Genomic DNA, 23,108 nt, shown 5'->3' with positions numbered 1-23,108 from the left:
GCAGTGTTTGCCAATGTATTTATTGAATGGCGAAAGCAAACACTGTGTCGATGTATCAGACCGCGGCTTTCAATATGGTGATGGTTTGTTTGAAACCATCGAAATATTAAATGGAAAGCCGCTGTTTCTCAGTTCTCATCTCGATCGTTTGCTAGCCGGCTGTGAACGCCTGCTGATTCCGCCGCCTGATAGAAAAATTCTGACTCAGGAGGCTAGGCGGATGTCTAGCGAAGTCGATCATGCCGTATTGAAACTGATGGTCACTCGCGGCTCGGGCGGGCGAGGTTACCGACAACCGGCCGCCATTCATCCTACCAGATTGTTCTCACGTCATCCTTACCCGCAATATCCTGAAACGTTACAGAACCAGGGCGTCGCTGTCCGTTTCTGTCGAAATCGTTTGGGTCTCAATCCGACTCTCGCGGGCATCAAGCATATGAACCGGCTCGAACAGATTTTAGCGCGCGCCGAATGGCGAGACGACGATATTCAGGAGGGGCTGATGTTGAGTCATGAGGGTTATGTCATCGAGGGCACGATGAGCAATGTGTTTTATGTCAAAGACCAACGCTTGATTAGCGCACCTGTGGAACGATGCGGCGTAGCCGGTATTGTTCGGTCGTTGATATTCAATTTGGCCGATCAACACGCCATCGAGGCGAGGCAAGACTATTTCTTGCCGGAGCAATTGCTGCAAGCCGACGAAATATTCTTGACCAATTCCATCATCGGCATCTGGCCTGTCAACAAGCTGGAGCAACAAGCGTTTACGATCGGGCCGCTGACAAAAAAACTGCAAACGGCTTATCAACAGTTAAAACAGCGGGAAGCTCAACATGATTAAACCAGAAATTCCCAGTTTGAGTATTTTTGCGGTGTTTAGGGCATGGGGTGTGTCTGTCGAGGAGCGCCGTAAACCCATCCCTGGGGACTTGACGGCAGCATCCTTGCTGCCGACATCCTCGCCAAACACACCCCATGCCCTTTTTGAACGCCAAAGTGGGAATTGCTGTGATTAAACGCTTGTTGTTGGTGTTTGTTTTGCTAGCTGTCATAATTGGTGGCTGGCTATGGTCGGCTTATCAGAGCGCATTGCATGAACCGGTTGTCAAGGAAAGCGGCCATTTGATCGAAATCGTCAAAGGTGACTCATTTAGGAAAATTACCGCCAAACTGCAAGCCCAGCGGCTCGACATCGATTCCTTCTGGTTTAAACTGATTGCTTATCAAAATAAGGTTACCGATAAGCTGAAGACGGGAGAATACGCCCTAACGCCAGGCATGACGATGCCGGATTTACTGGCGCTGTTCGTCTCCGGCAAAGTCAAGCAATATTCGATTACCTTTCCGGAAGGGATCACTTTCAAACAATTGGTGCAGATGATCGCCGCCAACCCAAATCTGAGGCACACGCTGGAAAACTCCGATGATCAGGCGATCATGACGCGACTGGGGGACAAGCAAAAACATCCGGAAGGTATGTTTTTTCCGGAAACCTATTTCTTTGCAAAACACAGTAGCGACCTTGATTTGTTGAGACGCGCCTATGCCAGGATGCAGCGGGTGCTGCAACAGGAATGGCAAAATAGGCAGGAAGGCTTGCCCTTGCAAAGTCCTTATCAAGCCTTGATCCTGGCTTCTATTGTGGAGAAGGAAACGGCGGTGGCGGAGGAGCGGGCTCAGATTGCCGGCGTCTTCATCCGGCGCTTGCAAAAAGGGATGTTGTTACAGACCGACCCGACCGTTATCTATGGCATGGGAGAACGTTATCAAGGCAATATCCGTTATCGCGACTTGAAAGAATCGACGCCATACAATACTTATGTGATTAAAGGCTTGCCGCCGACGCCGATCGCGATGCCGGGACAGGATGCGATTCATGCGGTATTGCATCCGATCGAAGACGGCAGCTTGTATTTCGTTGCCCGCGGCGACGGTAGTCATGTGTTCTCGGAAAGCTTGCGAGAGCATAACAGGGCGGTTAACAAATATCAGAAGAAACGAAGATGAACAGAGGAAAGTTTATTACCCTGGAAGGCGGGGAGGGAGTCGGTAAAAGCACTAACCTGGATTTCATTCGTCGCTCATTGGAACGGCAAGGCATGTCCGTCGTCGTAACCCGGGAGCCGGGCGGCACCGAACTGGCTGAAAAAATTCGCCAACTGTTGCTGGATAATAATACTGAATCGATTACCCCGACAGCGGAATTATTAATGATGTTTGCGGCCCGTTCTCAGCATATCGCCCATGTCATCGAGCCGGCCTTACAACAGGGGCGCTGGGTGCTATGCGACCGCTTTACCGACGCTACCTTTGCCTATCAGGGCGGTGGGCGCGGCATGGACTTACAAGTGATCGAATGGCTGGAGCGCTGCGTACAGGGCGATTTAAGGCCGGATCTGACGCTATTGTTGGATGCGCCGGTGGAAATCGGCTTGCGGCGAGTGCGGCAGCGCGGCGATTTCGATCGTTTTGAGCAGGAAAAAAGCGATTTTTTCGAGCGGGTGCGGCAGAGTTATTTGCGCCAGGCGCAGCTTTATCCTAGCCGTTTCGAGGTGATAGATGCCTCGCAAGCGCTTGATCAGGTGCAGCAGGCTGTCGCCGTGGCCCTTAGCGCGTTAATATGATGCAACAGATGACGATTTATCCTTGGTTGAAAGATAATTGGCGGCAATTGGACGCTTATATCAGGCGACAACGAATTCCTCAGGCTTTATTAATCAATGCCGCAAAGGGAATGGGGAAGCTGCAGTTGGCGGAGGCTTATGCGAGGGCGTTATTGTGCGAGGCGCGTAACGAGGCGGGCTTTTGTTGCGGCAGCTGTCACAGTTGTCGTTTGTTTGATGCCCAGACTCATCCTGATTACCTGTTTATCGAGCCGGAAGAGGTGGGTAAGGGGATCGGTATCGATCGCATTCGGCAATTGATCGCACAATTGGCGTTGAAACCCCAGTTTCAGTCACAACGGATCGTCGTGATTAATTCCGCCGATTCTTTGAACAATGCGGCGGCAAATGCTTTTCTAAAATGCTTGGAGGAGCCGACCGAGCGCACTTCGATTGTGTTGTTGGTGGAAAAAATGACCAAATTGCCGGCTACCATTAGAAGTCGTTGTCAAATCATGACCATAGCGCAGCCGGATAATGCCGTTGCTCTGGAGTGGTTGCGACAGCAACAGGTGCAAAGTGGCGATAGTTTGTTGAAGATGGCTCAGGGAGCGCCATTACTGGCCAAGCGTTATGGCGAAGAAAATCTTTTGGCTTTGCATCAGCAGTATTTCAATGACTGGCTGAAGGTCGCGCAAGGTCGGGCGAATGTCGTGCATTTGGCGGAGCAATGGCATAAACAGGAAGCTGTCGCCTTGTCGATTGTGCTGTGTTGGGTGATGCAATGGCTGGTGGCAATCGTTAAACTCGCCCATCGTGTCGATTTTGATATTGAACATAAAAATGTCTTGCAAGAACTGTTGAAAAAGCTAGACTTAAAAAAGGTTTATCGATTTTATGATATGTTGCTTTCGAGTATCAGCAAATTGGATACCCAACTCAATAAGCAGCTAATGATCGAAGAAATTTTAATCGAATGGTCGAGACTTAATACGCGATAATATCATGGCAGAAAATTCCTCCAGACAAGGCATCTTGTCCTTGTCTATTAAAGATAAAAATGCATTGTATGCGGCTTATATGCCTTTCGTGACCAATGGAGGTCTGTTTATTCCGACGAAACGGGACTATGATATGGGCGAAGAAGTATTTATGCTGCTTAATTTAATGGAGGAAACCGAGCGTTTGCCGATTGCCGGTAAAATCATTTGGAAAACGCCGGTGGGGGCGGAAGGTTATCGCGCGACCGGCATCGGGGTGCAGTTCAGTGATCAAGACGGTGGCACCGCCAGAAACAAAATTGAAACTTATTTGGCGGGCAGTTTGGAATCCGATCGTTCTACCCATACCATGTAAGCAGCTTTTTTTCTTTTTTATCCATTATGTTTATTGACTCCCATTGTCATTTAGATCGTATCGATCTTGCCCCCTATCAAAATGATTTCAACCTGTTTATGCAAGAGGCTGAAAACAGCCGCATCGACCATATGTTGTGTATCGGAATCGATCTCGAATCTTATCCAGCCATGCAGGAATTGGTCAGGCCTTATCCTTCCATTTCATTGTCGGTAGGCGTGCATCCAAACGTCACCGAAGGAAAAGATCCTAGTGTCGAAGAATTAATCCAGTTAGCGGATAACGATAAGGTGATTGCGGTCGGTGAAACCGGACTGGACTATTTTCGTAGCGAAGGCGATTTGGAATGGCAGCATCAGCGTTTCAGAAATCATATCAGGGCGGCGAAGGCCGTGACTAAGCCGTTGATTATTCATACTCGTGAAGCCGGGCACGATTCTCTTGATCTGCTAGCGGAAGAAGGGGCGGAACAAGTTGGGGGCATTATTCACTGTTTTACCGAAGATTGGGCTTACGCGAAAAAAGCCTTGGATCTGGATTTCTATATTTCTTTTTCCGGCATAGTGACTTTCAAGAATGCCGAACAAATTAAAGAGGTGGCGAGAAAAGTGCCGGCAGAGCGTTTTTTGATAGAGACCGATTCACCTTATCTGGCCCCCGTTCCTTTTCGCGGTAAACCCAATTATCCAATTTATGTTCGCTACGTCGCCGAGCACCTGGCTGAACTTCGATCGACCTCTGTCGAAGAAATCGCCCGACAATCCAGCGAAAATTTCAATACATTATTTAATCGCGAGGTAACTATTCAGTATCTTTCAGGGTTTAGGGAGTAGACCATTGATTTCTCGGGACGCGTGAATACATCCATGTAAGCTCTGGCTGCAACGTCCTGTTGCAGACAGCCCGATAAATCAATAGCCTACTCCCTCTGATAAAAATACGCTGAATAATTACATCGCGAGTATGCTTAGTTTAGGGAAATGCTAGTTAACCTCAGTTCGGATGGAAGAGCTATCTGATACAGGCTGGTTTGCCAACGGCAAACGCCGAAAAATCGTAACTACTCACCCCCATTCGTAGGGTGGATAAGCGGGAGCGCATCCACCGGGTTGGAATCTTTGGTGGATGCGCCCTTCAGGCTTATCCACGCGTTATATCGCAACCGTAGGGTGGATTCGCCGCCAGGCAATCCGCCTGGGATACGCACAATGGCCAATTTTGCCCCGGTGGCGTTTTTTGGCGGCTTGCTTCGCGAAGCCGCCCTACGATGCGGTAGGGTGTGCTGACGATAGGAAGCGCACCGGTTTTTGATGCGCTTCACGCAGTTCAGCATATCCGAAGGCAAGACGGTGCTTTGCGTAGGAGCGCCGTCCTCGGCGCGAAAAGAGCCATTCGGCCCGAGGGCGGGCCTCCTACGGGCAGACTTTGGCGGAGCCCCGCCCAGAGAGCTATCTGATACAGGCTGGTTTGCCAACGGCAAACGCCGAGAGATCTAAGAATGAATTCGGCGTTTTTGTTAGGATTAAGCTTTTTAAGCTGACAAGCAAGCTAGGGCTGAAGGCTGAGGCGTATCGGTTTGCATTTTAATGCGAATGCTGTTGGTTTGCGCTAATTTTAACTCCATCACGGTATGGAACCGGTTTTAGCTATAAAATTAAAAAATTTGTGTGGTAATTCACGACTGATCAGTTGGCGGCGGCGATAGATTTATGATTTAAACAAGTTTTAGTGTTCGCGCACTTTAGGAGTGAAAGCTAGGGAGCAATTATTGATTTGACTGTACGTGGAAATTTTACGCTGTCTTGCGATATGGGAAGCGGCGCATGTCGATAACAAAGGGTTGATCGGGTTAGCAAGAAAAGGAATAAGAACAATAGACGCTTTGTTGCATGGAGTTTTGGATATCTTGTACCAGTTTATAAAAAAAAAGATTTTTTTCAGTTTAACCTGGAAAGCGCTGTTCGCCGTCAGCATCTCAACATTGTTGGCTTCCGGCAGTATTTTTGTTCTTGGCAATTACACCCATGATAAAAATTATGCCTTAACGCGCTCGGCTAGGCATCAGCAGTATCAACAGGCATTTGCCAGTGTGCTCAAGCAATTGCAACAGAAGGAGACCGAATTAAGCTGGCTGATCCCGGCTTTGGTCGTTCCCGCTAATGGCAAGGAAGTTCTGACCGAAATCCAGCAAATTATCGACAATAACTGGTTCAAGATTGAGCTTGAGTCCGATATTCGCTCGATTTGTCTTGCCTCGACCTCCGGTGATATTCGGGCTGAGTGGGGCGAGCCCATCGATAGTCGACTCTTTGCCGTTTCCTGGTTGGAAACGGTCGTCAAGAATGAACAGCCGATCAACAAAATTGTTTGCGACACGGAGTGTGTTCAATATCATGCCTTGCCGTTTTTATATCGGGGCAAATTCAGCGGCGTCTTTGTTTTCGGCTCCAGCATTACCGATATTGTGATCCACATGAAGGGAATTACCGGAGCCGATATTGGCATTCTGGTTCATGCAAAAAAAAACTCAATGGAGTCGCCTTCCTCTTTACCGTTTTGGCCGTTCAGGATAGGGGCTTTAACCGACTTTTCCGTTAATCAACCTCTATTGGTCGCCTTACAAAAGCGTTACCCCGACAATTTGCCGGATCAAATCCTATCATTTGTTTATTCCGGCAATACCTATGATATTTTTACCATTCCATTTGGTGAAAAGCCCTATCAAGCCAAGTTGCTGGTCATCGACAATGTTTCCCGGGAGCTCGAGGATAAAAACAGGGCTATGAATCTGTATGCGATCAGTGGGCTGTCAAGCATACTGCTTTCAGGGATCATTCTATTTTTATTGTTTGTCCGGCCGACCAGAAAGGTTAATAAGATTATCAATTTATTGCCTTTAATTGCGGAGAAACGCTATGGCGAAGTCAGGCAGAGCCTTCCCTGTGGGCACAAGACAAAATTAGTGACCGACGAAATAGATATTCTTGATTCGGCGGCGCATAATCTGATTAATACCCTGACTCGACTCGATGATGAGGTAGAACAAAGAAATCTGAATTTGCTCGAGCGTAGCAGGGAGCTGAAAAATGAACGGAATTTTGTTTCCAATATTCTCAATACGGCTCAGGTTATTATCATACGATTGGATCAAGAGGGACAGATATTATCGATTAACAAGTTCGGGGAGAACTTAATCGGCTATGGTGAAGGGGAACTGGCTAACAAGCATCTGTTTACCGATCTGATTTATGATAACGAGAGTTATGAGGCGGTTAACGAAGCGATACCGGCCTTGCTTAACAAGCAATACAACACCTTTCAGCATGATTGCATATTGTATTCGTTGGATGGGGTGAGGCTGTATGTCTCCTGGTTTTTTACCATCATCAACAATCCCGATACCCAGCCCGAGATACTGGTGGTTGGCCTTGATTTGACCGAGAGACGGGCGGTCGAAACCGAGCTTGCCTGGCTTGCCGATCATGATCCGTTGACGCGACTTTTTAATCGTCGTCGCTTCGAAAATGAATTGCGCCGTGTATTGAAGGAAGCCGAACGCTTTAATCACACCGGCGCGTTGATATTCTTCGATATCGACCAGTTCAAATACATCAACGACAGCAGCGGCCATCAAGCCGGGGACGAACTGTTGTTGAAAGTCGCTGAGACATTGCGCTTAGCAGTGAGAGGCACCGATATCATCGCCCGCTTCGGCGGCGACGAGTTTGTCGTGTTGGCGCCGGAAATCAATCAAGCCCATGCTGAAGTTTTAATTAGTAAAATTTTCCAGAGCATGCAGGAAGTTGATATCATCATTCAAGGCAATTTGCATAAGGTATCGATCAGCGCAGGGCTGCTCATTTTTCCGGTGGACGGATACACGGAGCAGGACCTAATGGCTAGCGTCGATATCGCCATGTATAAGGCAAAAGAGAGTGGCCGGGGGACCTGGTGTATGGCTTCGATTGATGATCTTAATCGCGTCGATATCAAACAGCGGGTCAACTGGAAAGCCAAAATCGAGAAGGCCCTGCTGGAAGACCGCTTCGTGCTTTATTTTCAGCCGATCATGCACATCGTCGATGGGAAAATCAGTCATTATGAATGCTTGCTGAGGATGCTCGATGAGCAAGGGAAAATTATTCCGCCCGGTCTTTTTATCAATGTCGCCGAGCAAACCGGTTTGATTAGCCTGATTGATAAGCGGGTGTTGGAGTTGGCTATCAAGGCGCAAGAGGACTTTATTGCGGCCGGACATGATATCGTTCTATCGGTCAATTTATCGGGCGATATGATTTCAAATCCCGATACTTTCACCTTGTTTTCCGAACTCTTTGAGTCTTCCGATGTTCCGCTGGGCAAGTTCATTTTCGAGGTGACCGAAACTCAAGCGGTGACTAACTTGGTGGCGGCAAATAGCTTGATTACCGCACTCATCGAGATGGGGGGGCAATTTGCCTTGGATGATTTCGGCGTCGGCTTTTCATCGATGAATCATTTGAAACAACTCCCGATACAGTATTTGAAGATCGATGGTGAATTTATCAAGCATTTACCTGGCAGCAAAGAAGACAGGCTATTCGTCAATGCAATTCATGAAGTCGCTCATGGCTTGAATATCAGAACCATCGCCGAATTTGTCGAGAATGACGTTGCGCTTAAAGTGCTGTCTGATATCGGTATCGATTATGCCCAGGGCTATGGTATCGGTAAGCCGATGCCATATCCGGAGTTTCATCAGACCGCAAAAATAAATCCCTTTAATCTATAAAAAATGACGCTATAAGGAAAAAGACGTTGAAAAATAAAGACTACACGATATCGGTATTAGAAGATTATTCAAGACTAGATGAGATTTATCGGCTGACGCATGATACTCTAGCTGAGTCAGGAAGTATAAAGCGATCAGAAAATGGAAGATTAAGGACTTGCCCTCATTTAGACAAAATACCTGAAACTACGATTTTGATCGCGGAAAAAGATAATAGAATTATTGGAACTATTACATTTACTTTAGATGGTCCAAATGGTGTCCATACAGATAGTTGGTTTAACATTGAGACAGAAGAGGTGAGGAGAAAAACAAATGGCATTATAGGTTCATCTTGGAGGGTTGCAACGGAAAAAGATTATAGAAATAGTAGAATACTTGTTTTGGATTTAATGAAAAATGCATTTAAAGTTGGTTTGGAAAATAACTGTACTGTATGTTTATTTACTTTTTTAAACAAGCATATAAGAATATATCAAAGGATTATGGCGGCTGAGGTATTAGCAAAGAAATCAGTTTCCATAGATGGAAATATTCAAACTGAGTTAAATTTTATGAAAATAGATGTGAAAAATGGTTGGAATAGATTCAAGCAGGTTCATGAATAAATTATAAGTGCCTGGAAAAAAGTCAGATGGTCTTAGGTGCTTCGTCATTCCGGCATGGATTGGCGGAATCCAGTTATCATGGATGATGACTTATACAACTATATTTATTACCAATCACTTAGCCTCCATTTTCAGCTAATATTGAAAGTGGTTGAAGCTGAAAAAATCAAATGATATACAAAGCCAATTTCTATGTGATTATCCTATTCTTCAGTCTTCATTCTTTTTGAAAGTTATTTTTAGCAATCAGAATTATTTTTAATGATGCGATGGTTTTGGAACTTTATTACGTTCAAATTTCCTAAACAAATATTTTTTGAGGTTAATTGTCGGGTTTTGATTAAAAATTGTATGAAATCATCATAGTATATAAGTCCCAATGTTGTGTGGGGTTTGAGTTCTCTAGTGATGATAACCAACCGGTGCCATTAATACGGTGGTATTCCGCACTAATCAATAGTGAAGGGGTTAATTCGGTTCTTAAACCAAATGTCCAGTCCTTTGCAAAACGTGTATAGTTAGGAACATTAAATCTTTCAGCAAAGCGTTCTCCATTTTTATCGTTTTTATCGGCGCTATACTGATCATAGCGTACAAGCGCTTCAAGGTAAGAAGTTAGCTTGTAAGTTCCTTGTATATAGAAGCTTTCTCCCGTTGTTTTACTATCTTGTCGGCCGAAGTTTTTTAATTGGATTTTTCTTAAGGCGTATTCAGCCGTTAATGACCATTTTTCCGCATTGTACTGAGCTGAGAAAATCAGCGGATTAAATTTGAATGAACCGGGTAGTGAATTGATGGTTTCAGTATGTGATTGAAATTCTGCATTAAACTCTCCATAGGTTACCGCTAAACGAACCAGCCCCCCTTGCCATTCATAATTCAGTCGGGTTATCCAGGAAGTGTCTCCGGTCATTTCGCCAGGAGTATCGCCAACAATGGCATGCTTAAAGCTGGGGTCATCGGTGCGAGGGTTGATGACGCCGATATTAAAGAGAAAGTCCCCGTAATCGGTTCTCTGTTCAGCATAGAAATACCCACCATCCGCAGACAAACCGAGATTTCTGTTGCGGTCAAAATAAATCGATTGCGGCAGCAAGACGCTGGGCCTAGTAGAAGCGACATCTCGCGTGTCATTATACAAACCTGCAGGGGTTGGCACTCGGCCCGCCTTGATGCCTAACAGCGTAGATTCCGAGGAATAGAAACTATAATTGGCGACCCCGTAATCGATGCGTAAATCATCTTGGTCTGTTTGACCGGCGTTACGCCAGACTACTTGTAGGGCGACTTGCAGCTCGGGCATGATTCGCCACGAAGCATTGAGGCCCAATTCGCGAAAATCGACGGAAATATTGTCATCGCTATGACCGAATAAGTTGTTGTCGGAGGTATGCAGGAATCCTTGTGACAAAAAGCCATGAATTTGCAACGATTTTGGTAAGGTGAAATTATCGTTTTCTTCTGCAAACACGGCGCTGCCGGTTAATAATAGGCATGCACAGCCAAGTATGTTGGAAGCGAGGTGGTAGCGAGTTTTCCTGTCGTTATAAAAAAACATGTTATTGATTTCTTCCCGATTGAATTCTCAGGGCTTTGATGCCCTGTTTTATGTCACTAGATCTTAAATAGCCTATTGCTCCGGGCGTGGCAGTGAGCATTCTGATCATCTCTTCTTTGTTATCGAGTTCTATCGGCGCCTGTCCGGCGCCGCTGAAGACTAGACGGTCCCAGGTACGGCGCATTTGATGAGGAAACACATTGAGTACTTCCTTGCAAAAGGCCTTATGCAGAGGGTCTTGGTCCGCTAAGACAAAAACAGTAATGGCCGAATCATCTTTCCATGTATGCAAGCGCATTTTGAAAATAGCGCTTAGGCCGTGCTTGGAGATGGCGTTTTGTTTGACCCGTTCATTAACGACCGGAACCAGTGTTGATTCCGAAGATTTGTCACTCTCATTTGCAAAGCAGGTAATTTGCCATATCAAAAGAAACAGTAATACGATGCTTTTAATCTTTGAGAGCATGGAACAGGGTTATAGGTGTCAGCATTATCCTTGCTTGTAGGTGTTAAATTACAATGGGCGTAAGGATAGACGATACTGGAGGACTTTCAAGTAAAATTTTCTGCAATATCGAGAGCTCGCGCTAGTTCTTCGGATGAATTGTAAAAATGTGGTGAAAAACGGATGCCTTGTCCGCGCATGGCGCAGGCGACGTTTTGATCCGATAAACATTTAAACAATGTCGAGTTTTCTGCATATCGATGTTTAAAAACGACGATGGCCGATTTTAACTTATTTTTATGGCTAGATAATAGGGTCAGTTTTTTGGAATTCTCGATCCTGTCGATTAAATAATCGCTGTGATCGATGGCTTGCTTTTCCACTGTTTTCATGCCTGTTTCCAGCAACAATGACAGACTCGCGGACCAGGCGTGAATCCCGAGCATATTGGGACTACCGCATTCGAAACGTCGTGCGCCGGGGTGGATAGACCAGGGCTTGTTTTCGTAATGATGGGTGTCGGCCACCATATGCCAGCCGTACTGCGTCAGTTTCAACTTTTCCCTGGAGGAGGGGGAGGTGTAAAAGACGCCTAGCCCCTCCGGCCCCAACATCCATTTATGTCCATCGGCCATGACAAAATCGGCCTGATAAGCCTGAACATCAAATTCAACGCAGCCCAGGCTTTGAATGGCGTCTATGCAGAACAGAATATTATGTTGTTTGCAGAATTCGCCGATTTTCTCCAGATCCAGGCGTAACCCCGTAGCAAACTGAATCGAACTGATGGTGAGCAGGCGGGTGTTGTGGTCGACCAGATTGAATAAGGCTTGTTCAGGCGCATCCGTTGAATTTAATTCTGCCTCCCTGAACTCAACGCCTTGATCGGCCAGTGATTGCCATGGGATGCGATTGGAGGGAAATTCCTGGTTGCTGCTGACAATGTTGTCGCCGGCTTGCCATTGCAAGCCATAGGCGACAAAAGACAGAGCTTCCGAAGTATTCTTGACCAAGGCGATATCGTCCGTTGACGGCGCGTTAAGCAATTGCGTTAACTGCTTGCGTAATTGCTGTTCCTTTTGCAGCCATTGCGGATAGAACTGAGAGCCATAAATGCTGTTTTGTTCGGCAAATGCGGTGACCGCTTGAACGGCTCTTTGCGGCCAAGGGGAGACGGCGGCATGGTTCAGATAAATCAGCTCTTTATCAAGAGGGAATTCAGGGTGTCTGCTCATATCGGTTATTTTGAAAGTGAATAATAAAGAAATCAGCGGCTATAAAAAGATTATCGTCTAGTATACATAGTCAATGTAATTTCCCTGTCTGGAGCTCAAAAAGGGCATGGGGTGTGTCTGTAGAGGAGCCCAGCACCTAAATCCCATGGCTACAGGACTATATTTTACATTCCAGGATAATTTAGGTGCTGGGTAAACCCATCCCTGGGAGTTTGACGGCAGCATCCTTGCTGCCGACATCCTCGCCAAACACATCCCATGCCCTAAACACGGCAAAAATGCTCAACTTGGGAATAGCTGGCGCCCGCCGAGTTCCCGTCATATATAACATGAATGAGTAATAGTGCATAACTGGCGCCGCTGTCCATTAACATGATAATGTCATACTCATAGGTTATCATCTGCATGACTTGCTAACGATTCATAAAATAGGTAATACTTTGATACGGCCTGAAAACGACGTTCGCTATTTCTGAGTGGAAACGTCCGATCAGAATATCTCCATCAACGGCGTTTGTGGATGGAAACAAATTACACTGCTAAATCGAGAATAAACGCAAATATGAATAACAAAATCACTAAAGCCGTTTTTCCGGTTGCTGGTTTAGGCACACGCTTTTTGCCAGCTACCAAAGCCAGCCCGAAAGAAATGTTGCCTATCGTAGATAAGCCCCTGATTCAGTACGCCGTGGAGGAAGCCATTGCGGCGGGCATCGATACGATGATTTTTATCACAGGTCGCAACAAGCGCGCAATTCCGGATCATTTCGATAAATCCTATGAACTGGAAATGGAGCTGGAGCAGAGCGGTAAGACGGAAATGCTGAAAATGATCAGGAATATTTTGCCTCCCCATGTGTCCTGTGTCTTCATTCGCCAACCGGAGGCGCTGGGTTTGGGGCATGCCGTGCTTTGCGCGAAGCCCGTTATCAACGATGAACCGTTCGCGGTCATTCTGGCCGATGATTTGATTGAAGATTCGACGCGCGGTTGCATGGCGCAAATGACCGAGCTGTTTAAACGCGAGCAACGCAGCATTTTGGGCGTGGAGCGAGTCGATCCCTCGCAAACCGATAAATACGGCATCGTGGAAACGGAAGAAGTCGAGGAGAGAGTCGGTCGTTTGCAATCTATCGTTGAAAAGCCTGCGCCGGACAAGGCGCCTTCCAATCTGGCGGTTGTCGGCCGTTATATTTTAACCCCGGGCATTTTCGACAAAATCGAACAGACGGGACGCGGGACAGGCGGAGAGATTCAGTTGACCGACGCCATTGCCGAATTGATGAACGAGCAAACGGTCATGTCGTTTGAGTTTGAAGGCAATCGCTATGATTGTGGTTCTAAGCTGGGCTATTTAATCGCCACGGTAGAACATGCCTTGCTGCATAAAGATCTAAAGGACGATTTCCTAAGCTATCTAAAAGAGTTGTCGACAAAATATTAGCGGCGGCGCCATGCATTAGGCCGGGGCTCCCTCATGAAAAAATACCTGAACCAACACATTGGTTAATATCGCGTCATCCCTCTGGGCGGGGCGGGTTATTTAACCCGCCCCAAACGTTTAACTTGCTCTAGTCACGGTTGAATCGTTCAGGACCTCGTTGACCTGCATTTCGCATCGCGAAATGCGGACTACTTGCTTTTCGCGCCGAGGGAGGCGCTCTTACGCAAAGCACCGTCTTGCCTTCGGATGTGTCGAACAGCGTGAAGCGCATCAAAAACCGGTGCGCTTCCTATCGTCAGTACACCCTACCCACATCCGTGAGGTGGATCACGCGCAGCGGATCGGCTAAAAGCTTTCAATGCACGCGGGGCGGGTTATTTAACACACCCCAAACGTTTAACTTACTTTAGGCGTATTTGTTGTTAATTTTCTGTTTTGCCACTCATTCATTTAATGAGGTAGCCCTGTGCATTAGGACGGCACGGGTCGACATTGACTGTTGAATTATTAGCTTCCTGGATCCAAGGCGCAAGCCATCATGCGCCTTCTTGTTGATGCCTGAGTCTGATTTTTTGCCTGCGTTCGATGAATTGATGTGCGATGAGGGCGGCCAGTATCATCGATGTGCCGACCGCTACTTTGATTGTCAGTGTTTCGCCATTGACGAAATGACCCAGCATCAACGCGAGAACCGGTGAAATGATGGTAATCATCGCGACATTAGTGGCCGATAAATGGGTCAGCACATAGTAATACAATGCGAAGCCCAGCGTAGTGGCGACGATGCCCAGGTAAACGATGGCTAGCAAACTGCGCATCGGCAGCACCGCAGGCCATTGCGCCTGGTCAAGATAAAACCAGCTGCACAAATAAAGCGGCATTGCAATCAGCAGGCCACCGGCAACCTGAGTCATCGCCGGTAGTTTGCCGTCTATGCGTTTGATACAGACCGCGCTTAGTGAATGCAAAAAGGCGCCGAGCAACACCCCCACCATGCCTTGAATGGCTTTTTCATTGAGTTCTATTGCCGAGCTGAACATCATTGCAAGCCCGCCGATCCCTAGGAAGTAGGAAAGAATCTTTGTCGGACTCAGGCTTTTTTCTTGCAGGAAAATGGCGGACAGCATCGCCGTCATAAACGGCGCCAGGCCAAAGATCACCGAAACCCAACCGGAAGGAATGAAGCGTGCGGACCAGTAAACCGCCATCATCGCGCCATAAATCTGTAGCGCGACGGCCAGGTAGGTTTTTATGGCGCGCTTATGCAACGGCAAACCTTTTCTCGAACCGGCTAAGATCAAAAACACACAAAGCGTGCCGATGGACATGCGTAAAGCGGCGCCAAAAATAAACCCCGCGCCTTCGGCGCTCCATTTGATTGCTAGCGGCGTTGTCGCCCAGAGCAGAATGACGCCGAGATAGGCGGCGAAGAGACGTAACGTGTTCAAGGTGCTTAAACCAAAACCAAACCGATCATTATAGACGAAACCGCCGTCAATAAGTTTCAGCAATTCCCAATTTAAAACCTTACGTTTTCCTGGGTATTAGATTTTCACCATATAGCATGAACCGCATCAGATGCTGCCAATTATCAAAAGGCATGAACTGAAGCAAGGTTCGGAATTGTTCGAAGAAAGTGCGCCTGGAGGGCGCCGCATGGCGGACGGCCCGGTAAGCCTCGTCCAACCATTCAAGCGCGGTATGAGCGAGGAAAGCCAATAAGTTAAGGGTCGCCAAGAAGTTGGACAAATGCTGCTTGCCGTGGGCAAAGTTATGCTCGAAATGATAGCCGTGATTCTTGAGAACATTGTTGTTTTCGTTCTCTATTTTCCAGCGCGCGCGGCCTGCAGCGACCATGTCGATCACATTGTGTTCGTCGAGGGTGTGTGATGTCGCCCAGGCATTACGGTAGACCACTTCTTGTTTGGCATTGAGGATCGTCACTTCGCACCAATTGACCATTAACGCATCGTCGCTGTTGCGGAGCGGGACTTGATTGAGGTAACGGTAGCGTTCGGTCAGGCGTTGTTTGCCGTTCCAACGGCTTTTTTCGAGCGTTTGGACCTCGCCGGTCCGGGTAAAATCGTCGAGCCATTCGTACAATAACGCATGGGAATCAGGCTTGCAGACGAACAGAAAATCCAGGTGCTGCGCACGCACGGCCTCACAAAACGGCTGGTGACAATACAAATCATCGCCCAGCACGGTGATGCCTCGAGGAGCGTAATGAGCACCCCACGTGGTGAGCCAGCGCTTGGCCGCCGCCAATTCGCAGTCTTGTTTGTCGACGCCGTCTTGGACGCGAACAAATTCCGGCGGCAAAGGCACCACGCGGCTTTGCCCGGGGGCGACAATCACCGGTGTCACGACGGTGTGACGGTATAAGGTTTGGCCGTTTTTCAGCGTTTGTTGAGTACAGCACGGACAGGAAATCTTTCCGAGCTGAAGGAATCGGTGCCGTCCATCGCCACCAACAAGGTGCCGCCAACACTCATGAACGGCTTCAGACAACCCTGCGTGTAAAGCTGGTCACCCACCTCGGCCAACACCGGATAGAGTGTTTCCGGTGCAATCGGATCCAGCAGGTTGCCGATTTGGCTGGTCGAAGGAATTTGATGGACACCAAAAATTGATTGCGCATTATTTCGATTGTGAAGCTTTTGCATTCGCTGCTGATAGTCCAGAAAAGACGGGCTTTGCGTAAAGAAGACCGAGAAGGCGCTCAGGGCGGCATCTTCCACCGCATATTTCCGATTGTTGCCGGGTTTGCGGTGGTCAGGCAGGTTTTCGAAGGTAGTGCGAATCTGGTTAATTATTTCCAAGTCCATTTGAATTGACCTATGGGATTATGGGGGGTGATTTACAGGTTTAAAATTGCCACTATTTTACCAGGGTTTTAAATTGGGAATTGCTGCAATAAGTTTAGCGATAATGGCATTTTTCAAATGCAAAGCACCATAGGCTCGCCGATGTCGATGGTGCGTGGGCACTTTTTGATGGCCTAATGTCATGGCTGAAATTCTGTGCGCATCTCCATTATCAGAATTGCCGAACGGTGATTGCTGGATCGAGGCATCCAGAGTACACTCGAAATAAAAAGCGGAAAAAGAACGAGGACATTAATGGATAACTTGTTTGGTTTTGCCGATGATTTGGGACCGGCAAAAATAATTCACGTCTACGAGCCGAGTGTCGGTTTGAGAGGCATTCTGGTGATCGATAATGTTGCCAGTGGTCCTTCGATCGGCGGTTTGCGTATTGCCCCGGATGTCAGCGTCAATGAGTGTTTCCGTCTGGCCAGGGCGATGACGCTGAAAAATGCCGCGGCTGACTTGCCGCATGGCGGCGGCAAAATGGTCATTTACGGCGACCCGAAAATGCCGATGCAGCAAAAGCAGTTGATCATACGCGCCGCCGCCGATTCGTTGCGTAATGAAGAAAGCTATATTTTCGGGCCGGATATGGGGAGTAATGAAGAATGCATGGCTTGGGTGAGGGACGAGATCGGTCGATCGGTTGGTTTGCCCACAGAAATGGGCGGGATACCACTCGATGAAATCGGGGCGACCGGCTGGGGCGTGATGCATGCAACCGAACTGGCGATGAGTTACCTGGGGCTCGATTTAAACGGCGCGCGTGTGGTCATTCAGGGCTTCGGTTCGGTAGGTAAGCATAGCGCCCGTTTCTTGCAGGAGAAAGGCGCCAGCATCATCGCCGTCAATGATAGCCGTGGTACGGTCCATAATCCACAGGGCTTGGACTTGGAGGCCTTGTTCGAATTGAAACGTCAAGGGCAAAGCGTGGCCGACTTCGAAGGCGGCAAGAGTCTGGAACGCGATGCGATCATCGATATAGATTGTGATATCTGGATTCCGGCGGCGCGTCCCGATGTCATCAACGAAAGCAATGTGCAACGCCTGAATGCCAAACTCGTTGTTCAGGGCGCCAATATCCCGGTGACCGAAGGCGCGGAAAAATATCTGTATGAGCATGACATCCTCTATGTGCCGGACTTTATCGCCAACGCCGGCGGAGTGATCTGTGCGGCGATGGAATATCGGGGCTCGACTAAAGAGACGGCGATGGCCGCTATCGCCGAAAAAGTCAGTAACAATACCCGAAGGGTGCTCGATATCAGCTTCAACGAACGCGTTCCGCCCCGGGTAGCGGCGATGAAGATGTCGAGGGCCAGGATCAAGAAAGCGATGTCGATGCGGCGTTGGTCGTTGTTTTCCTCGGCGCCGCATTTCCTATAGCGAGGCTAAGGCCGAGGCGGTGAGCTGCGATGTTTACGATACGATTTCATGGACGCGGTGGGCAGGGCATGAAAACGGCCAGTCACATGTTAGGCAACGCCTTTTTTATGGCCGGTTTCGAGGTTCAGGATGCGCCGCGCTATGGCGCCGAACGGCGGGGCGCGCCGATGACCGCCTATGTCCGCGCCGACAAGCAGGACATCTATGCTCGCGGCATCATTCGCAAGCCGGGCTTGGTGGTCGTGGCCGACGACAGCCTGGTGCCGGTGGCCGCCGCCGGTGTAATGAGCGGATTCACGGCGGAAACGGTGTTGTTGATAGTCAGCCGGGAAGGCTCCGAAACCTGGCGGCAGCGCTTAAATATAAGCAGTCCAGTCAAGGTGCTAACGCCGTTAACCTCCAAGCTGCCGCTGGTTAGCGCCGCCTGCGCCGGCGCGGCCGCCAGCCTCTGTGGGAAGATCGAGGTCGAGCAGTTGATCGAAGCGGTAAAACAGGCCTTGACCGGGTATGACGACAAGTTGATCGAGATCAATGTCGACGCCGCGGTGCGGGCTTTCGAGGTCGTCAAACAGGACCGCGGTATCGTCAAGCAATTGCCGGAGAGTTCGGCGTCCGATTATGCCAGGCCGGATTGGATCGAATTACCGTTGGAAACGGCCGACCGCTCGGCGCCGGTGATACATGCGGCGCAAACCAGCGTCAAGGTCAGAACCGGCCTATGGCGCACGCGCAGGCCAGTCATCGATGAGCAGCGTTGTAATCAGTGCTGGTGGATCTGCAGCAGCAGTTGTCCCGACAGTGCGATCAATATCGATGCACAAAACCGACCGGTGATCGATTATGAACATTGCAAGGGTTGCATGATTTGTGTCGCCCAATGTCCGGCGCATGCGATCGAAAGCATCCCCGAAGCGCAGGCTCAACAGGAGGAAAAAACATGAATCGGCAGCTGATGACCGGCAACGCCGCCGCGGCCTGGGGCGCCCGTCTGGCCGATATCGATTATGTCCCGGCGTTTCCGATTACCCCGCAGACGGAAATCATCGAAACGCTGTCATCGTGGTTCGACAGCGGGGCCATGCAAGGGCGGATGACGGTGTTGGAATCGGAACATTCGATGATCACCGCGGCCGGGGCCGCGGCGGCGACCGGGGTCAGGGTGTTCACCGCGACCTCCAGCCAGGGGCTGTTGCATGCGATGGAAATGATTTATACGGTCGCCGGTTGGCGGGCGCCCTTTGTGCTGGTCAATGTGTCCCGAGGCTTGAGCGCGCCGATTACCTTGGAGCCCGATCATAACGATGTGCTGGCGGCGCGGGACAGCGGCTTTCTGCAATTGCATTGCAGCACCTGCCAGGAAGTGTTGGATAGTGTGTTGATGGCCTATCGTCTCGCCGAACATGCTGAAGTCAGGCTGCCGGTCATCGTTAACCAGGACGGATTTTATCTGTCGTTTACCCGGGAACCGGTGCAAATCCCCGACCAAGATCAGGCGAAAGCCTTTGTCGGTCCATATGACGGCGCCAATATTCGTTTCCGGGCCAGCATGCCGGAGAGTCAGGCGGTGGCGGTTCTGGGCGGGTCGCCGTATTCCTATTTTCGTTATGAATGTCATCTGGCCATGCAGCAGGCCTTGTCGGTTTATGCCGAAGTCGCCGAGGAATTCGAACAACGGTTCGGGCGTTATCACGGCATTATCGAAAGCTTTCAGGCTGAGGATGCCGACTACCTTTACGTGATGATGGGGTGTTTCGCCACCAAGGCCAAACAGGCGGTTCTGAGTTTGCGCGAGGCGGGGGTGAAAATAGGTCTGCTGCGTCCGCGCCTGCTCAGACCGTTTCCGGCCCAGCAACTGATAGACGCTTGCGCCGGTAAAAAGGCCTTAGCGGTCATCGATCAAAACCTGTCGATGGGCAAAGGCGGCGTATTGCACGCCGAATTAACGTCGGTGCTTTACGGGCAAAGCGATGCGCCACCGGTAGTGGCCAGTTTCATCGGCGGATTGGGGGGCCGCGATATCTCTCAGGAAGAATTTTTTCGTATCGCCGAGGTTCTGCAGATAGCGGGCAAAAGCGGGCAAACGCCGCAACCCAGGCTCTTGTACACGCAAGAGGAATGGACGGAATTCAAAAAACTGCAGAGCATCGCCGTTTATGAGCGCCACGAACAGAAGGAGCAGCCATGAGCGAGACGATTTATCGACGCATGAAAGATCTGCCGTCTACCCATTTGCTAGGCGCCGGCACGGCTACCTGCGCCGGTTGCGGAGGCTTGCAGGCGCTGCATCAAATCTACGACGTATTCGGCGACAAAACGGTTTTCATCAATGCCGCCGGCTGCATGACGCTGCTGTCGGTGTATCCGTTCACGCCGTTTAGCGGCTCCTGGTTATATACTGCGATGGGCTCGGCGCCGGCCGGCGCTCAGGGGGTTCGCGATGCGCTGGATATACTCCAGGCCAAGAAACGTATGCCGGCTAGCGAGGATTTGACCGCCGTGGTCCTCAGCGGAGACGGTTCGGCTTACGGCATGGGCGTTTCATCGACTTCCGGCGCCATCGACCGTAATCTCGATTTCCTCTATATTTGTTACGACAACGAAGGTTACGGCAACACTGGTCAGCAGTTTTCCTGCGCCACGCCGCACGGCGCTAAAACAGCGACCAGCACGGGAGCAAGCGGTTATCCCGGTTTCAAGAAAGATCTGTTTTCGCTGTGGGTCGCGAACAAACCGGCCTATGTCGCCACCGTGATCGGCAGCGAACCGCTGGATCTGGCGCGCAAGGTGGAAAAAGCCAAGAAAATTAAAGGCCCTAGGCTGCTGATTGCATTGGCCCCTTGTCCGACCGGTTGGGGCTTCGATCCGGAACAGAGTTCGGAAATCGGTAAACTGGCGGTGAAAACCGGGATCTGGCCGCTCAAGGAATATAGCGACGGTCAGGTCGTGCATAGCAAAATACCCAAAAACCGGTTGCCGGTGGAAGACTATCTGCAAAGACAGGGACGTTTTGCCCATTTGTTCAAGCCGCAACGCAATGAAGCATTGCTGCAAGGGATACAGCGGCGCATCGACGATTATTGGCGCGATATCGACGGGACATGATATGGCGAAAAGCTATTTTCATCGCGGCGGCGATGCGCCGCTGCTGGGTAAGACAATCCCCGAACATTTTGCCGACATGGTCGAACGCCATGGCGATCGTGAAGCCGTGGTCGGCATTCCCCAGCGCCTTCGTCTCAGTTACGTTGAACTGGCCGGCGAAGTCGATCGCTTGGCCAGAGGCTTGCTCGCCTTCGGTTTTAAGCGCGGCGACCGCATCGGCATCTGGTCGACCAATAATCTGCAATGGATATTGGTGCAATTGGCTAGCGCGCGAATAGGCGCTATTCTAGTCAACATCAATCCCGCTTATCGCATTCAAGAACTGGAATATGCGCTAAAACAATCGAGGGTACAGTGTCTGCTTTGCATTCCGACATTTAAAAACAGCGATTACACTCAGATGTTGATGGCGCTGCTGCCGGAATTATCCTGGCAGTCTGCCGAACAATTGAGTTGCGAGCGCTTACCTGATTTACGTAGAGTGGTGATTTTTAACCCGCACGATCCTTTGCGGACTGCGGCGCCGGCCCAAGGTTTCACCCGCTGGACGGAGCTGGTAGAGGCTGGGCGAGAAATTGCCCAATCCCGGCTGGAACGTCTCAGCGCAGAATTGGATATCGATGACGCCATCAACATTCAGTACACCTCCGGAACCACCGGTTTTCCCAAGGCGGTGGTGCTGAGTCATCACAATATTTTGAACAATGCCTGGTTTTCCGCCCGCGCGATGCATTTTTCCGAGTCCGATAAGCTGTGCATCGCGGTGCCGTTCTATCATTGTTTCGGCATGGTGTTGGCCAATCTGTTGTGCTTCTCGGTCGGCGCCTGCGCCGTGATCTCCTGCGAGCATTTTGATGCCGGCGCAGTATTGCAGACGATCGACGAGGAGCGATGCACGGCCCTTCATGGCGTGCCGACGATGTTCATCGCCGAATTGGAGCATCAGGATTTTGATCGCTACCGGCTCGATTCGTTGCGCACCGGGATCATGGCGGGCGCGCCTTGTCCGGCGGAATTAATGCAACAGGTTATGCAGGACATGCATTGCCGCGACATATTGATCGGTTATGGCGAAACCGAAGCCTCGCCATTGACTCATTTGACCAGCCGTGAGGACAGCCTCTACCGGCGCACTCAAACCGTCGGCCGCAATTTACCGCATCAGGAGGTCAAAATCGTCGGCATAGCCGGCGATCAGACGCTGCCGTTGGGCGAAAACGGTGAGATCTGTTTTCGCGGCTATCATATCATGCAAGGATACTACCGCGATCAAGCGGCGACGGATGAGGCCATCGATGCACAGGGCTGGCTGCATTCGGGTGATGTCGGGATGATGGATGAGGAGGGTTACGTCAGTATTACCGGCCGCCTGAAGGAAATGATTATTCGCGGCGGCGAGAATATTTATCCGCGCGAAATCGAGGATTTGCTCTATAGCCATCCCAAAGTAGCCGCGGTGGCGGTATTCGGCGTGCCGGACCGTTATTATGGTGAACAAGTGGCGGCGTGGATAAGGCTACGCAGTGGCCAGCAAAGCAGCGCCAAGGAAATGCGGGAATTCTGCGGCGCCAAGCTGAGCCATTTCAAGATTCCCCGCTATATCCGTTTCGTCGACAGCTTTCCGATGACTGTGACCGGGAAAATACAAAAATTCCAGATGCGTAAGCAAATGCTGGAGAGTATGGACGCTACGACAAGCGATGCGAAATGATTATGACACATCGATT

18 protein-coding genes and 1 pseudogene are annotated in these 23,108 nt (G+C 49.6%); 14 read left to right on the top strand and 5 right to left on the bottom strand.

All coding sequences use genetic code 11. The features are described 5' to 3' along the window. The first annotated feature begins 13 nt into the window (after positions 1–13). The 8 genes from pabC (at position 14) to Q9L42_RS17035 (ending at position 9,341) form a co-directional block, all read left to right on the top strand. Positions 14–844, top strand: coding sequence for an aminodeoxychorismate lyase (gene pabC / locus Q9L42_RS17070; RefSeq protein WP_305907222.1), 831 nt, complete (start codon positions 14–16; stop codon positions 842–844). Positions 845–1,011: 167 nt separating this feature from the next. Continuing rightward, on the top strand, positions 1,012–2,010 hold the full coding sequence (gene mltG, locus Q9L42_RS17065; protein WP_349431481.1) for an endolytic transglycosylase MltG: 999 nt from the start codon (positions 1,012–1,014) through the stop codon (positions 2,008–2,010). Next, a complete protein-coding gene (gene tmk / locus Q9L42_RS17060) occupies positions 2,007–2,627 on the top strand; it encodes a dTMP kinase (RefSeq protein ID WP_305907224.1) in 621 nt (206 codons plus the stop codon). Before mltG ends, tmk begins: the two co-directional genes overlap by 4 nt. Then, entirely contained in the window at positions 2,627–3,607 is a 981-nt protein-coding gene (gene holB / locus Q9L42_RS17055) for a DNA polymerase III subunit delta' (protein WP_349431480.1), read from the top strand. The genes tmk and holB overlap by 1 nt, the downstream gene beginning before the upstream one ends. Positions 3,608–3,611: 4 nt before the next feature. Next, positions 3,612–3,962: a PilZ domain-containing protein gene (locus tag Q9L42_RS17050; protein WP_305907226.1), complete on the top strand. Its 351-nt coding sequence runs from the start codon at positions 3,612–3,614 to the stop codon at positions 3,960–3,962. Positions 3,963–3,988: 26 nt separating this feature from the next. After that, positions 3,989–4,795: a TatD family hydrolase gene (locus tag Q9L42_RS17045; protein WP_305907227.1), complete on the top strand. Its 807-nt coding sequence runs from the start codon at positions 3,989–3,991 to the stop codon at positions 4,793–4,795. A gap of 1,073 nt (positions 4,796–5,868) precedes the next feature. Continuing rightward, positions 5,869–8,733, top strand: a complete 2,865-nt coding sequence (locus Q9L42_RS17040; protein ID WP_349431479.1) for a bifunctional diguanylate cyclase/phosphodiesterase — start codon at positions 5,869–5,871, stop codon at positions 8,731–8,733. A 26-nt stretch (positions 8,734–8,759) separates the two neighbouring features. Beyond that, on the top strand, positions 8,760–9,341 hold the full coding sequence (locus Q9L42_RS17035; protein WP_305907230.1) for an N-acyl amino acid synthase FeeM domain-containing protein: 582 nt from the start codon (positions 8,760–8,762) through the stop codon (positions 9,339–9,341). A gap of 340 nt (positions 9,342–9,681) precedes the next feature. Here the strand turns inward: Q9L42_RS17035 and Q9L42_RS17030 are convergent, their stop codons facing one another. The 3 genes from Q9L42_RS17030 to Q9L42_RS17020 all read right to left on the bottom strand — a co-directional run bounded on the left by Q9L42_RS17030 (position 9,682) and on the right by Q9L42_RS17020 (position 12,579). Continuing rightward, on the bottom strand, positions 9,682–10,899 hold the full coding sequence (locus Q9L42_RS17030; protein ID WP_349431478.1) for a hypothetical protein: 1,218 nt from the start codon (positions 10,897–10,899) through the stop codon (positions 9,682–9,684). A 1-nt stretch (position 10,900) separates the two neighbouring features. Beyond that, a complete protein-coding gene (locus Q9L42_RS17025; RefSeq protein ID WP_349431477.1) occupies positions 10,901–11,365 on the bottom strand; it encodes a hypothetical protein in 465 nt (154 codons plus the stop codon). 86 nt (positions 11,366–11,451) lie between these two features. Continuing rightward, the gene (locus Q9L42_RS17020; RefSeq protein ID WP_305907234.1) at positions 11,452–12,579 is read right to left on the bottom strand and encodes an aminotransferase class V-fold PLP-dependent enzyme; all 1,128 of its coding nucleotides are present in this window, start codon (positions 12,577–12,579) and stop codon (positions 11,452–11,454) included. Between the two features lie 562 nt (positions 12,580–13,141). Between Q9L42_RS17020 and galU the strand changes: the two genes are divergently transcribed. Further along, positions 13,142–14,023, top strand: coding sequence for a UTP--glucose-1-phosphate uridylyltransferase GalU (gene galU / locus Q9L42_RS17015; protein WP_305907236.1), 882 nt, complete (start codon positions 13,142–13,144; stop codon positions 14,021–14,023). Positions 14,024–14,559: 536 nt separating this feature from the next. On the opposite strand, the gene Q9L42_RS17010 is transcribed toward galU, so the two are convergent. Both Q9L42_RS17010 and Q9L42_RS17005 read right to left on the bottom strand, forming a co-directional pair. After that, positions 14,560–15,534 carry a DMT family transporter gene (locus Q9L42_RS17010; protein WP_349431476.1) on the bottom strand — a complete coding sequence of 325 codons (975 nt, stop codon included), beginning with the start codon at positions 15,532–15,534 and terminating at the stop codon, positions 14,560–14,562. Between the two features lie 16 nt (positions 15,535–15,550). Further along, positions 15,551–16,839, bottom strand: a pseudogene (locus Q9L42_RS17005) (transposase). Between the two features lie 306 nt (positions 16,840–17,145). Here Q9L42_RS17005 and Q9L42_RS17000 point away from each other — a divergent pair. The 5 genes from Q9L42_RS17000 to Q9L42_RS16980 are packed head-to-tail and all read left to right on the top strand — an operon-like array spanning position 17,146 to position 23,092. Continuing rightward, positions 17,146–18,279, top strand: a complete 1,134-nt coding sequence (locus Q9L42_RS17000) for a Glu/Leu/Phe/Val family dehydrogenase (protein ID WP_305907239.1) — start codon at positions 17,146–17,148, stop codon at positions 18,277–18,279. Between the two features lie 29 nt (positions 18,280–18,308). Beyond that, complete coding sequence (locus Q9L42_RS16995) at positions 18,309–19,220, top strand: 2-oxoacid:acceptor oxidoreductase family protein (protein WP_305907240.1); 912 nt, start codon at positions 18,309–18,311, stop codon at positions 19,218–19,220. Next, on the top strand, positions 19,217–20,464 hold the full coding sequence (locus tag Q9L42_RS16990; protein ID WP_349431475.1) for a hypothetical protein: 1,248 nt from the start codon (positions 19,217–19,219) through the stop codon (positions 20,462–20,464). Before Q9L42_RS16995 ends, Q9L42_RS16990 begins: the two co-directional genes overlap by 4 nt. Next, positions 20,461–21,381, top strand: coding sequence for a thiamine pyrophosphate-dependent enzyme (locus Q9L42_RS16985; protein ID WP_305907242.1), 921 nt, complete (start codon positions 20,461–20,463; stop codon positions 21,379–21,381). The genes Q9L42_RS16990 and Q9L42_RS16985 overlap by 4 nt, the downstream gene beginning before the upstream one ends. Next, positions 21,314–23,092, top strand: coding sequence for an AMP-binding protein (locus Q9L42_RS16980; protein WP_305907243.1), 1,779 nt, complete (start codon positions 21,314–21,316; stop codon positions 23,090–23,092). Before Q9L42_RS16985 ends, Q9L42_RS16980 begins: the two co-directional genes overlap by 68 nt. Positions 23,093–23,108: the final 16 nt, after the last annotated feature.

It is taken from the genome of Methylomarinum sp. Ch1-1 (genome assembly GCF_030717995.2).
In the GTDB taxonomy this organism is placed as follows: domain Bacteria; phylum Pseudomonadota; class Gammaproteobacteria; order Methylococcales; family Methylomonadaceae; genus Methylomarinum; species Methylomarinum roseum.
The sequence above is the reverse complement of the archived record's forward strand: the minus strand, read 5'-3'. Positions and strand labels throughout refer to the sequence as shown.